Below are 12621 nucleotides of genomic sequence, written 5' to 3' on the forward strand. Positions count from 1 at the left end.
CTATTTCTCCTGCTTCTCGTCGACGCCGCGCTCGGCGCCGCTCATGTTGTCCTTCTCGCCGGCCTTGAGGGATTCGGCGAGTCCCTGCAGTGCCGCCCAACGAACGTCGGCGGCATCGTGGTGGTGCTCCGGGTTGTCCGCCAGCCGCGCTCCGCACTCGGAGCACAGGCCAGGGCAGTCCTCCCGGCACACCGGCTGCAGCGGCAGTTCCAGCACCACCGCGTCACGCAGCACGGATTCGAGGTCGAACATGTCGTCCTCAAGGACGAGCAGTTCCTCCTCGTCGCCGTCCTCGGTCTCTTCCGCGTCACCGCCGAAGCGCTGGTCGGCGTCCGGGTAGGAGAACAGCTCCTGGAAGTCCGAGTCGAGCTCCCACTCGACCGGCTCCAGACACCTTACGCACTCCCCCTCGACCGGCGCATGGGCGGTACCCGTGACGAGCACGCCTTCCATGACCGATTCCAGCCGAAGGTCGAGTTCGATCGAGGCCCCTTCGGGCACACCGATCACCCCGGCGATGCCGAGGTCCGCGGGCGCGGGCACCGTACGGGAGACCTTCTTCATCGCGCCAGGCCGACGACCCAGCTCGCGTGTGTCGAACACGAGAGGGTCTCGGTGGTCAAGGCGGGCGTTGATGGCTTCCTGCTTTCCTCGGTGCGTGTGCCGTACGGCGCGGGCCGACCTGGAAGAGGGCAGCCGGAAACCGGCTCATCAAACAGGCCGGAGGTGTCAGGATACTGGACGCGGGCCCCTGGCCCAACTTCGGGCCAGCGCCAGCTCCGTTTCCGCGATCGGGGGCCGGCCCGGTCAGCGGCCCTGTTCCAGCTCCCGCAGGCGGTCCAGGTCGATCAGTCCGGTGTCGAAGAAGCTGGTCTCGTCCAGTCCGGTCGGCTGCACGGCGTGCTGCTGGTACGGCTGTTGCTGCTGGTGCTCGTGCGGCTGGTGCTGGTGCGGGATCTGATGCTCGTACCCCTGCTGCTGCCAGCCGTACGCCGGGTCGGTGTACTCGGTCTGCTGCGGGGCGTAGCCGTAGGCGTCGTAGCCGCCGCTCTGGTACGGGTCCTGCTGGTAGCCGCCGTAGTCGGCCGCCATCGGCGCGTACTCGGGCTGCTGCGGGTAGTCGTAGGCGGCGGGCTGCTCCTGGGGGACCGGCTCCGGCTGCGCGCCCGCCAGACCCGCCAGGTACTCGGCGTCGCTCTGCTGGGCGGCCATCGGGGTGCCGTCGGCCGCCAGGCCGTCCTGGGCCGCCATGTGGGCGGCCAGCTCGTCGACGGGGCGGTGCCCGGTGAGCTTCTGGCGGCCCCGGCCGACCGCCTCCAGGGTCTTGGCCAGCACCGCCTCGAACGCGCCCAGCTTGGCGTCCACGTAGGCGTCGGCCCGGCGGCGCAGTTCCTCGGGGTCACCGGTACGCTCCGGCGCCTCCTCGTCCGCCATGCCGTGCTCGTCGGTGCCGGGGCCGCGGCCGAGCAGCTTCTCGCGACCGCGGTCGACCGAGCCGAGGGTCTTGGTGAGGACCACCTCGAAGTTGGCGAGCTTGCTGTCGACGTACTCGTCGGCCTCCGCGCGGATCTCCTCGGCCTCCTGGCGGGCCTCGGCCAGGATCCGGTCGGCCTCGGCCTGGGAGCGCCGGGCGACCTCGGTGTCGGAGACCAGCGAGCCGCGCTGCTCGTGGGCGGAGGCGATGATCCGCTCGGCCTCTGCCCGCGCCTCGGCGACCATCTGCTCGCGGTCACCGAGCAGCGCCTGGGCCTGGGAGAGCGAGTCCGGGAGGGCGTCGCGCACCTCGGACAGCATGGCGAGCAGTTCGGCCCGGTTGACCACGCAGGAGGCCGACATCGGCATGGAGCGCGCGCCTTCGACGGCCGCGACGATCTCGTCGAGCTTCTTTTGCACGTCCATGTCCGTTAAGTCTTTCCTCGGCGGGCCCGGCGCGGGCCGGGTGGTTGGGTCAGACTCTACGACCACCGGGCGCGCCCGGCACGCCGCCTGACGAGCCGTCAGAAAGTTCCGGGCGCGGTGGTCGGCTCAGTCCCGGCCCAGCTTCTCGCGCAGCGCCCGCAGCACGGCGTCCGGCACCAGGTGGGAGACGTCGCCGCCCCACTGGGCGACCTCCTTGACCAGGCTGGAGGACAGGAAGCTGTAGGTGGGGTTGGTGGGGACGAAGAGGGTTTCCACGCCGGACAGCCCGTTGTTCATCTGGGCCATCTGCAGCTCGTAGTCGAAGTCGCTCACCGCGCGCAGCCCCTTGACGATGGCGGGGATGTCGCGCTGCTTGCAGAAGTCCACCAGCAGGCCGTGGAAGGCCTCCACCCGAACGTTGCCGAACTCCTCGGTGACCTGCTCGATCAGCGCTATGCGCTCGTCGACGGTGAACAGGCCCTGCTTCGCCTTGTTGATCATCACGGCGACGTAGACCTCGTCGTACAGCCGGGACGCGCGGGCGATGATGTCGAGGTGTCCGTTGGTGATGGGGTCGAATGACCCCGGACAGACGGCGCGGCGCAACAGTGGTTCCTCGCTCTCCGATGCGGTCATGACGCGTCGGCGGTGGCGTCGGCGCGTGTCGCGGCGGCGCGACCGTACCAAAGTGTGCCCTCGCCGTACCGACGGGCCCGAAGCCCCTCGAAGCCCTCGGGCCAGCGGAACTCTCCGCCCCTGGTGCTCCTCTCCACGGTGGCGAGCACCTCGTCGGCGAGCCAGCCCTGGGCCTGGAGTGTGAGCAGGATCTCGCGCAGTTGGTCGTCGGTGACCACGTAGGGCGGGTCCAGGAAGACCACGTCGAACGGGGCCGCGGGGGGCGGTCCGGCGATCAGCTTCTCGGCCTTGGCGGCGCGCACTTCGGCGCCGGGCAGGCCGATGGTGCGCACGTTCTCCCGGATGGTGCGGGCGGCCCTGGCGTCCGCCTCGACCAGCAGTACGTGTTCGGCACCGCGGGACAGCGCCTCCAGGCCCACGGCACCGGAGCCGCCGTACAGGTCGAGCACCCTGGCGCCGTGCAGGGAGCCGCGCAGCGACTCCCAGGTGGAGAACAGCCCTTCGCGGGCCCGGTCGGACGTGGGCCGGGTGCCCTGTCCTGGCGGGACGGCCAGTCGACGCCCTCCTGCGGCACCGGCGATCACGCGGGTCACCCTCGGTCACGTCCCCTTGAGTCGTTCTTGGCGGCGGCGCGACGGGTCGGCCGCCGCACCACAACGATACGTAGCCCCCGGCGGGCCCGCCTGCGGGGGCCAGGCACCGTTCCCGGGAACGACCCGCGTCCGGGGCCGCGCCCTTGGCTGGTTCGGTGTGCCTGTACCGCCTCAGCGGGGGCTGGTTGCTCGCCTCCAGCCCCCGCCGCGACATCGCTACGAGCCGTTGGGGGCCGGATCGGCCGGGGCCGATCCGACCAGGGCGGGCGACGCGTAACGGGACCAGGACAGGCAGCCGTCCGGCGGGCAGTGTTCGGGGTGGCGGGGGTCGTGCCCCAGCTCCCGCAGCTTGGTGCGGACCGAGTCCGGCGTACGGCCGAAGCGCGCGGCGGTCCGCGCTATGGACTCCCCGTCGTGGAAGCGGCGCAACAGCTCCTCCTCGTGTTGCGGTACCCACGGCGCACCGTGGCCGGGGAACAGTTCCCGCAGCACATCGCGGTCCGGGATCGGCTCCGCCACGTCGGCGACCAGCGCGAGCGCGCGCAGCGCCCTGTTCAGCGCTATCCGCACGGTGGCCACGTCCCCCATCGGCAGCCGCAGTTGGCCGCAGGCCAGCGGGGTCTGCGGATCGGCCTCGCTCCAGCCGGTGAGCATCAGGGTGACGGTGAGGTCGTCCTCACTGGCGAGTTCGATCCGGAAGACCTTGTCGCCGAGCGGCAGTTCGTTCAGATGGCGAAACGCCATGATCCAGCCCCCTAGGGTCCAAGTCAGCCCATCCTCGGTCGGATTGGCTCGGACTGGTTCCATTCTCCCAGGGGGGTCTGACAATTCGAGGTTCCGAGGCGGGGCTCAGCCCTTCTCCAGATACCCCTCGCGCGAGGCGTCGACCAGACTGTCCAACGCGCTCAACAGGTCCGGATGTCCGGCCAGTTCGGGGTCCTCCGCGACCAGCGCACCGGCCTCCTCGCGGGCCGCCTCGATGACCTCCACGTCGTCGATGACGGCGAGCATCCGCAGGGACGACCGGGTGCCGGACTGCGCCTGCCCCAGCACATCGCCCTCCCGGCGCTGCTCCAGGTCGATCCGGGACAGCTCGAACCCGTCCAGCGTCGCCGCCACCGCGTCCAGCCGCGCCCGTGCGGAGCTCGCCTCGGGCATCTCGGTGACCAGCAGGCACAGGCCCGCCGCGCTCCCCCGGCCGACCCGGCCGCGCAACTGGTGCAGCTGCGAGACGCCGAACCGGTCGGCGTCCATGATCACCATCGCGGTGGCGTTCGGGACGTTCACCCCGACCTCGATGACGGTGGTGGCGACCAGCACGTCGACCTCCCCGGCCGCGAACCGTCGCATCACGTCGTCCTTGGCGTCCGGCGCCATCCGGCCGTGCAGCACCTCCACCCGCAGTCCGCGCAGCGGACCCCTGGCGATCCGCTCGGCGACATCGAGCACCGCGAGCGCCGGGCGGCGCTCCGCCTCGTCCTCGCCCGACCTCTGCTGGGGCTCGTCTCCCTGGTTCGCCTCTCCACCCGCTCGCGGCCCCCGCTGGCGGCCCGCCTGCTCCCGTGCGTCGCTCACGTCCTCGTCGCCGATGCGCGGGCACACCACGTACGCCTGGTGCCCGGCCTCGACCTCCTCGCGTACCCGCTCCCAGGCGCGGGTCAGGAAGTGCGGCTTGTCCTTCGCCGGTACCACATGGGTGGCGATCGGGGAGCGCCCGGCGGGCAGTTGGTCGAGTACCGAGGTCTCCAGGTCGCCGAAGACGGTCATGGCCACCGTGCGCGGGATCGGGGTGGCGGTCATCACCAGCAGATGCGGGGGCTGCTTGCCCTTGCCGCGCAGCGCGTCACGCTGTTCGACGCCGAAGCGGTGCTGCTCGTCCACGACGACCAGCCCGAGGTCGTGGAACTGCACGGCGTCCTCGATCAGCGCATGGGTGCCGATGACGATCCCGGCCTCGCCGGTGACCAGGTCGAGCAGCGCCTGGCGGCGGGCGGCCGTGCCCATCGACCCGGTGAGCAGCACCACCTTGGTCCCGACGTCGGAACCGCCGAGCATCCCCGCCTCGGCCAGTTCGCCCATCATCTCGGTGATCGACCGGTGGTGCTGCTGGGCCAGCACCTCGGTGGGCGCCAGCATCGCGGTCTGCCCCCCGGAGTCCACCACGGCCAGCATCGCGCGCAGCGCGACCAGCGTCTTGCCGGAGCCGACCTCGCCCTGCAGCAGCCGGTGCATCGGGTGCTCGGTGGCCAGGTCGGCGAAGATCTCCGCGCTGACCGCGCGCTGCCCCTCGGTGAGGGTGAACGGCAGCTTGGCGTCGAAGGCGGCCAGCAGCCCGTCCTCGCCCGGCACCCGCGCGACGGCGGGCAGCGCGGCGTCGGCGGCGCGCCGCCGGGCCAGCGCGACCTGGAGCACGAACGCCTCGTCCCACTTGAGGCGTTGGCGGGCGGCGGCGATGTCGGCCTTGGTGCGCGGCCGGTGCACCTTCTCCAGCGCCTCGGGCAGCGGGGCCAGTCCGCGGGCGCCCCGCAGCCTGTCCGGCAGCGGTTCGCCGACGCCCGTCCAGCCGGTCGCCGCAAGGGAGTTGAGCACCGTTTCCACGGACTGGGCGATCTGCCAGGAGGCGATCTGCTTGCACGCCGGGTACAGCGGCAGCAGCCGGTTGGCGAACGTCTCCACGGCGTCCGTGCCGTCCTCCGCGTCCAGCAACTGGTAGTCGGGGTGGGCGAGTTGGCGAACCCGGTTGAAGACCGTGACCTTGCCCGCGAACATCCCGCGCCGACCGGGGATCAGCTTCTGGTGGTGGTAGTGCGCGGCCTTGTTGAAGAACACCAGTTGCAGTGAGCCGCTGCCGTCGGTGACCACGACTTCAAGGCGGAGCCCCTTGCCGTGGTTGTAGGTCTTCTTCTCGGCCTTGGCCACCCGGGCCACCACGGTGACGTGCTCGTCCAGCGGGAGGTCGGCGAGCCGGGTCAGCTCGCCGCGCTCGGCGTACCTGCGGGGGTAGTGGTGCAGCAGGTCGCCGGCGGTGTGCAGGTCCAGGTGGTCGGCCAGCACCTTTGCGGTGCGGTCGCCGACCACTTTGCGGAGGGGTTCGTCCAGGGCAGCCATCGTGTCCATCTTGGCGCACGGCACCGACAATCCGGCATCAGGCGGCCGTCGCCGTTGCGGTCCGCGGCGCGGCTGTGCCCATCCGTCACTCGACGCCGATGAGCAGCAGGCGGCTGCCCTGGCCGCCCTCGTAGAGGACGGTGTCCACTGCCAGGTGGGATTCGCGGACGTGGGACCGCAGGCGGTCGGCCAGGTCGGGCGGGGCGTCCTCGCCGAGGACCAGGGTGACCATTTCGCCGCCCGCCGCGAGCATGCGGTCGAGCAGGGTGACGGCGGTGTGCGCCACGTCGCGGCCGATGACGGCCACGTCACCGTCGATCATGCCGAGGGTGTCTCCGGCCTGGCAGACGCCCGCCATGGTCCACGACTCGTGCTCGGCGACGGCCAGTTCGGCGTACCGGGTGGCCCCGGCGGCGGCCGTCATCGCCACCACGTCCTCGTCGAACCGGCGGGACGGCTGGTGTACCGCGAGCGCCGCGATGCCCTGGACCACGGACCTGGTCGGGATCAGCGCGACCCGCACCCCGTCGGCGCGGAGCCGTTCCGCGGCCGCCGCGACGGTGGGCCGCAGCTCGTCCTCGTTGGGCAGCAGGACCGCCTCCCTGGCCCCCGCCCGTCGGATGACCTGCGCGATCTCGCCGCTGGCCAGCGGTTCGCCGGGGCGAGTGGGAACCACCACGGCCCCGGCCTCGGCGCACAGCTCGGCCAGTCCGTCGCCCTCGACCACGGCCACGATCGCCCGGCCGGCCGCGGTCGCCGGGCGGGTTGCCGCCGTCTGGGCCGCCGCGCCGAAGTGGGTGATGCGGATCCGGTAAGGCCGTCCGGCCTCGACGCCGGCCTCGACGGCGGCGCCCGCGTCATCGACATGGACGTGCACGTTCCACAGGCCGTCGCCGCCGACCACGACCAGGCAGTCGCCCAGCGCGTCGAGCTGTCTCCTGAGCCGGTCGACCGCCTCGTCCGGGGCCTCCAGCAGATAGATCACCTCGTAGCCGGGGCCGCCGGGCACCGCGTGCGGATCCCCCACCGCGTCCTGGCCGTGTCCCGCACAGCCGTACGGGACCAGCGGCGGGTGCAGGGCGGGTGAGGCGGGCAGCCGGTCGGTGGCGTCGCCGCGCAGCGCCTCGGCGAGCGCACCGAGCACCGCGACCAGGCCGAGCCCGCCCGCGTCCACGACCCCGGCGCGGCCCAGGACGTCGAGCTGGCCGGTGGTACGGGCCAGCGCGGCGTGGGCGCCCTGGTAGGCGGCGGCGGCGACGGCCGCCAGGTCGTCCGGGGCGTCGGCCTCACCGTTGTCCCGGGAAGCAGCGACGGGGGGTGTCCCCTGACAGGACGCGGAGGCGGCGTCGGCCGCGGCGGTGGCGACGGTGAGCATGGTGCCCTCGACGGGATGGGCGACCGCCTGGTACGCCGATCCGGCCGCGGCCCGTAGCGCCTTGCGCAGCCCGGCCGCGTCCGGCTGCTCGGCCAGCACCTCGCTCATCGCGCGCAGCAGTTGCGCCAGGATGGTGCCGGAGTTGCCGCAGGCCCCGATGAGCGCGCCGTGCGCCATGGTGCGTACCGCCTCGGCGACGCCTGGGGTGCTGCCCGATGCGGCGTAGCCGTCGAAGACGGCGTCCACGGACTGGGCGGCGGACTCGACGGTCAGATAGAGGTTGGTGCCGGTGTCACCGTCGGCGACCGGGTACACGTTGATCGCGTCGATCTCCTCGCGCGCCCGGCCGAGCGCCCGCAGGGCCAGCCTGCACCAGGTGCGCACCGCGGCGGCGTCGAGCGTGTGCGGCACCGGTTTCCTCCTGTGGGGCGGCCGACGTGTGGCACCCGACAGTAGTGGCGCCGAAGGCCGCGGCGGTCCCTAGGGTGCTCCGGTCGGCGGACGGCCCGCGGCGGGGGGGCCGTCGGGACCATGGTAGTTTTTCTGTACGGAGTGGGCGTTGTATGCTTCTCCGGTTGCCCGGCACCAGTCGGGCCTTCCTCTCGGCCCGCCGAGAACTCACCGTACGTGCATCTGAAGTCTTTGGAGTGACCCGTGGCTGCCAACTGCGACGTCTGCGGCAAGGGGCCGGGCTTCGGCAACAACATCTCGCACTCGCACCGCCGTACGCGCCGTCGTTGGAACCCCAACATCCAGACGGTGCGTGCTGTGGTCGGTCGGACGCCGAAGCGCCTCAACGTCTGCACCTCGTGCATCAAGGCCGGCAAGGTCGCGCGCTGACGTCCACCGCGTCGTCGTAGCGCAGCCCTGCGGCTCATCGAAAACCGGTCCACCTCTCGGTGGGCCGGTTTTTGCCGTCTCCGGAGCGTCCCGCGGGCCGCTCAGCGCCACTGCCAGGCGTGGTCGACCGGCCCGATTCCGGCGCCCAGCGGATATCCGGCGGCGATGGCACCGGTCACATAGCTCTTGGCGGCGCCCACCGCCTCGGGGACGCTCAGCCCGTTGGCCAGGTGGACGGCGATGGCGCTGGCCAGGGTGCAGCCGGTGCCGTGGGTGTGCCGGTTGTCGTGCCGGGTGGCGCGGAACCAGTGCTCGTCGGTGCCGTTGGTGAGCAGGTCCACCGGCGCGCCCGGCAGATGGCCGCCCTTGACCAGCACCCAGCGCGGTCCGAAGGCGAGCATGGCGCGGGCGGCGTCCGGCATCGCCGACTCGTCGGTCACCTTGACGCCGGTGAGCTGCTCGACCTCGTCCAGGTTGGGGGTGGCGACGGTCGCGGTGGGCAGCAGCCTGGCGCGTACCGGGTCGAGTGCCTCGGTGGCCAGCAGGGTGTCGCCGTGCTTGGAGACGCCGACCGGGTCGACCACCACCGGCACGTCGATCCCGTCGAGCAGTTCCGCGACGGTGCGCACAAGCTCCGCGGAGGCGAGCATGCCGGTCTTCACGGCCTGGACCCCGATGTCGTCCACGACGCTGCGGAACTGGGCTCGTACGGCCTCGGCGGGCAGCTCCCAGGCGCCCTGCACGCCGAGCGAGTTCTGCGCGGTCACCGCGGTGATCACGCTCATGCCGTGCGCGCCGAGCGCCTGCGCCGTCTTCAGATCGGCCTGGATACCGGCGCCGCCTGCGGAGTCGGAGCCGGCGATGGCCAGGACGCGTGGGGGAGTCTCCATATGCCCGAACCTAACGGGTCCATTCTCAACTGACCGTAAACGGCCGGCGAACGGTTTGCTTTCGGGGGCGAGCCCCCGTCCCTCTTCGACCGGGGCAGGCCCCGGATCTCCGCTATCCCCCGAAGTGGTCCCAGCCGCCCGCGCGGTCCCATGGCGCGCCGTCGACCGTCACCTGGGGGCCCGCCTTACCGGCGGCCAGTACCTCGCCGATCACCCGCCAGCGGGCGGGCAGCTTGGTGTCCGGCGGGAACGTCGCCACGATCGCGTGGTCCTCTCCCCCGGTGAGCACCCACTGCATCGGGTCGACGCCGACCGCCTGGCCGATGTCCTTCATCTGAGCGGGCACGTCGATGTCGCCGGACTTCAGGTCGATGTGCACCCCGCTGGCCGCCGCGATGTGCCCGAGATCGGCCACCAGGCCGTCGCTGACGTCGGTCATCGCGGTGGCGCCCAGATCGGCGGCGGCGGGTCCCGCGTGGTACGGCGGCTCGGGCCGCCGGTGCGCCTCTACGAACGCGCGGGGGCTGCGGAACCCGCGGGAGAGCACCGCGAATCCGGCCGCCGACCAGCCCAGCCACCCGGTGACCGCCACCGCGTCGCCGGGTCGGGCGCCGGAGCGTGTCACCGGCCGGCGGTTGCGTAGGTCGCCGAGCGCCGTGATCGCCACGGTGATGGTGTCTCCGCCGACCACGTCGCCGCCGACCACGGCCGCGCCCGCGACGTCGCACTCGTCGCGCAGCCCGTCCATCAGCTCGGTCGGCCAGGTGGCGGGCAGTTCGGCGGGAACGACCAGGCCGAGCAGCAGCGCGGTGGGCACCGCGCCCATGGCGGCGATGTCGGCGAGGTTCTGGGCCGCCGCCTTGCGGCCGACGTCATAGGCTGTGGACCAGTCCCGCCGGAAGTGCCGCCCTTCGAGCAGCACGTCCGTGCTGGCCACCACGCGCCGGTCGGGCGCTGCCACCACGGCCGCGTCGTCGCCGGGCCCCAGCTGTACGGCCGGGGTGGCGGTGAGCCGGGAGGTCAACTCCCTGATGAGCCCGAACTCCCCCAGCTCACCCACGGTCCCCTTCATCTCACTCGCTCCTTCAGCAACGCCTTGCGCAACGCAGTCCCCTTCACCCGCGGGCGGTCGGCCGTCGGCCGCCAGCTCGTCAACCCAGCCCCGGGAACCTCTCCGATGGCCTTGAAGGCATGGGAGGTTCCCCCTCCGCCGCGCCGACCGCACCGCGCGGGTCTCCCCGCCGCACGCGACGACGCGGTACGGTTGCCGTCCCCTTCCCACATGATCCTCGTAGCCGCCCTGGAGGTTCCGTGGTACAGGCCTACATCCTGATCCAGACCGAGGTCGGCAAGGCCTCGGCGGTAGCGGAGGTGATCTCCAGCATCCCCGGAGTCATCATGGCCGAGGACGTCACCGGCCCCTATGACGTGATCGTGCGCGCACAGGCGGACACAGTCGATGAACTCGGCCGCATGGTGGTCGCCAAGGTCCAGCAAGTGGACGGCATCACCCGCACGCTGACCTGCCCGGTCGTCCATCTGTAGCCCCGCCTATGCTCGGTCGGTGAGTTCTTCCGTCCACCGGCCGCGCGATTTGTCCAAGTTGTCCCGACTAGCTCGCCTTTGTGGTTCGCTGCCCGTCGCCGCCGTTCTGCTGGCGGCGGCGGGCTGTTCGTCCAGCGCCACGGACACCGTCGCCGTGCCGACCCCGTCGACCGCCGTGGCGACGGTGTGCCGGACGCTGCACAACGCGCTCCCGGAGAAGGTCAACGGGCTGGCCCGGCACGCGACCCACCCGGCGTCGGACCTCACCGCCGCGTGGGGCGACCCCGCCATCGTGCTGCGCTGCGGAGTGCCCACGCCCGATGTCCTGAATCCCGGCAGCGCACATTACAACCCGACCGCGGACGCGGCGTCGATCAACGGCGTGGACTGGCTGCCGGAAAAGCAGTCGGACGGCAGTGTGCGCTGCACCACCACGCTGCGCAAGGCGTTCGTGGAGGTGACGATCCCGTCGAAGTACACCGGACCGTACGGCGACATCAGCGCGCTCACCGATCTCGCCGACGCGGTCAAGAAGTCGGATCCGGCGGGGCTTTGAGCGGTGCCCCGCCGGTTCGGCGTGCTCAGCGCAGCCCGGTGGAGCGGCGCAGCGCCGCCTGCAACAGCCGGTCGATCAGCTCCGGATAGCTGACTCCGCTCTCCTGCCACATCCGCGGGTACATCGAGATCGGTGTGAAGCCCGGCATGGTGTTGATCTCGTTGATCACGAACTCGCCCTCGTCGGTGAGGAAGAAGTCCGCGCGTACCAGGCCCTCGCAGGACGCCGCCTCGAACGCGGCGATCGCCAGCCGCTGCACCTCGGCCGTCTCCTCGGCGGTGAGCGGCGCGGGCACCACGCCCTCGGCGGAGTCGATGTACTTGGCCTCGAAGTCGTAGAAGTCATGCGCGGTGACCGGCGGGATCCAGGCCGGGACGCTGGCCCGCGGGCCGTCCTCGAACTCCAGCACCCCGCACTCGATCTCGCGCCCGGACAGCAGCGCCTCGACGATCACCTTGGGGTCGTGGCGGCGGGCTTCCGCCATCGCCTCCTCAAGACCGGAGATGTCGTCGACCTTGCTGATGCCCATGGACGAGCCCGCCCGCGCGGGCTTCACGAACACCGGCCAGCCGTGCTCAGCCGCGAACTCCACGACCCTCTCGCGGGCCGCGGCGGGGTCGTGCTCCCACTCGCGGGGGCGGATCGCCTCGTACGGGCCGACCGGCAGCCCGAAGGAGGTGAAGACCCGCTTCATGTACTCCTTGTCCATGCCCACCGCGGAGGCCAGCACGCCTGCGCCGACGTACGGCACCCCGGACAGCTCCAGCAGGCCCTGGAGCGTGCCGTCCTCACCGTAGGGGCCGTGCAGCACCGGGAAGACCACGTCGACCTCGCCAAGCGCCTTGGGGACCGCGCCCGGTTCGGTGTAGACCACCTCGCGGCTGGCCGGGTCCACCGGCAGCACGACCGAGCCGTCCGGTGACTCGGCGAGCTGGTCGACGCTCGGCAGGGCACGGTTGGCGATGGCCATCCGCTCCGGGTCGTCGGCGGTCAGCGCCCAACGCCCGTCGGTCGTGATGCCGATGGGCAGCACGTCGTACTTGGCGCGGTCGATGGCACGCAGTACAGCGCCCGCGGTGAGGACGGAGATGGCGTGCTCGGAGCTACGGCCGCCGAACACGACGGCGACCCGCGGCTTGCGCGGCGGCCGCTCGCTGCTGTGGAGAGAAGGCATGTTGC

Annotated in this window: 13 protein-coding genes; 3 read left to right on the plus strand and 10 right to left on the minus strand. The window is 72.0% G+C overall.

Annotation, left to right across the window (positions count from 1 at the left end; genetic code table 11):
• The 7 genes from P3G67_RS08160 to P3G67_RS08190 form a co-directional block, all read right to left on the minus strand.
• Positions 1-636 (minus strand): YceD family protein, encoded by a 636-nt coding sequence (locus P3G67_RS08160; protein ID WP_269859068.1) that lies wholly within the window; start codon positions 634-636, stop codon positions 1-3.
• A 171-nt stretch (positions 637-807) separates the two neighbouring features.
• Entirely contained in the window at positions 808-1899 is a 1092-nt protein-coding gene (locus P3G67_RS08165) for an ATP synthase F0 subunit B (RefSeq protein ID WP_276092849.1), read from the minus strand.
• A 126-nt stretch (positions 1900-2025) separates the two neighbouring features.
• A complete protein-coding gene (gene coaD, locus P3G67_RS08170; RefSeq protein WP_269859069.1) occupies positions 2026-2505 on the minus strand; it encodes a pantetheine-phosphate adenylyltransferase in 480 nt (159 codons plus the stop codon).
• A gap of 26 nt (positions 2506-2531) precedes the next feature.
• Positions 2532-3128 (minus strand): 16S rRNA (guanine(966)-N(2))-methyltransferase RsmD, encoded by a 597-nt coding sequence (rsmD, locus tag P3G67_RS08175; RefSeq protein ID WP_276092850.1) that lies wholly within the window; start codon positions 3126-3128, stop codon positions 2532-2534.
• A 216-nt stretch (positions 3129-3344) separates the two neighbouring features.
• Positions 3345-3872: a hypothetical protein gene (locus tag P3G67_RS08180; protein WP_276092851.1), complete on the minus strand. Its 528-nt coding sequence runs from the start codon at positions 3870-3872 to the stop codon at positions 3345-3347.
• Between the two features lie 105 nt (positions 3873-3977).
• Positions 3978-6236, minus strand: coding sequence for an ATP-dependent DNA helicase RecG (gene recG, locus P3G67_RS08185; protein WP_276092852.1), 2259 nt, complete (start codon positions 6234-6236; stop codon positions 3978-3980).
• Between the two features lie 85 nt (positions 6237-6321).
• Positions 6322-8022, minus strand: coding sequence for a DAK2 domain-containing protein (locus tag P3G67_RS08190; RefSeq protein ID WP_276092853.1), 1701 nt, complete (start codon positions 8020-8022; stop codon positions 6322-6324).
• Positions 8023-8265: 243 nt separating this feature from the next.
• Between P3G67_RS08190 and rpmB the strand changes: the two genes are divergently transcribed.
• The gene (gene rpmB / locus P3G67_RS08195) at positions 8266-8451 is read left to right on the plus strand and encodes a 50S ribosomal protein L28 (RefSeq protein WP_014628431.1); all 186 of its coding nucleotides are present in this window, start codon (positions 8266-8268) and stop codon (positions 8449-8451) included.
• Between the two features lie 101 nt (positions 8452-8552).
• On the opposite strand, the gene thiD is transcribed toward rpmB, so the two are convergent.
• Both thiD and P3G67_RS08205 read right to left on the minus strand, forming a co-directional pair.
• Positions 8553-9341, minus strand: coding sequence for a bifunctional hydroxymethylpyrimidine kinase/phosphomethylpyrimidine kinase (gene thiD / locus P3G67_RS08200; protein ID WP_276092854.1), 789 nt, complete (start codon positions 9339-9341; stop codon positions 8553-8555).
• A gap of 112 nt (positions 9342-9453) precedes the next feature.
• Positions 9454-10413 carry a thiamine-phosphate kinase gene (locus P3G67_RS08205; protein ID WP_269859042.1) on the minus strand — a complete coding sequence of 320 codons (960 nt, stop codon included), beginning with the start codon at positions 10411-10413 and terminating at the stop codon, positions 9454-9456.
• A 239-nt stretch (positions 10414-10652) separates the two neighbouring features.
• On the opposite strand from P3G67_RS08205, the gene P3G67_RS08210 reads away from it, so the two are divergent.
• On the plus strand, positions 10653-10886 hold the full coding sequence (locus tag P3G67_RS08210) for an Lrp/AsnC family transcriptional regulator (protein ID WP_255930328.1): 234 nt from the start codon (positions 10653-10655) through the stop codon (positions 10884-10886).
• A 19-nt stretch (positions 10887-10905) separates the two neighbouring features.
• On the plus strand, positions 10906-11442 hold the full coding sequence (locus P3G67_RS08215; protein WP_276092855.1) for a DUF3515 domain-containing protein: 537 nt from the start codon (positions 10906-10908) through the stop codon (positions 11440-11442).
• Between the two features lie 25 nt (positions 11443-11467).
• Here the strand turns inward: P3G67_RS08215 and P3G67_RS08220 are convergent, their stop codons facing one another.
• A complete protein-coding gene (locus P3G67_RS08220) occupies positions 11468-12616 on the minus strand; it encodes a D-alanine--D-alanine ligase family protein (protein WP_276092856.1) in 1149 nt (382 codons plus the stop codon).
• Positions 12617-12621: the final 5 nt, after the last annotated feature.

Origin of the sequence: Streptomyces silvisoli (assembly GCF_029269905.1) — a bacterium.
GTDB lineage: Bacteria > Actinomycetota > Actinomycetes > Streptomycetales > Streptomycetaceae > Streptantibioticus_A > Streptantibioticus_A silvisoli_A.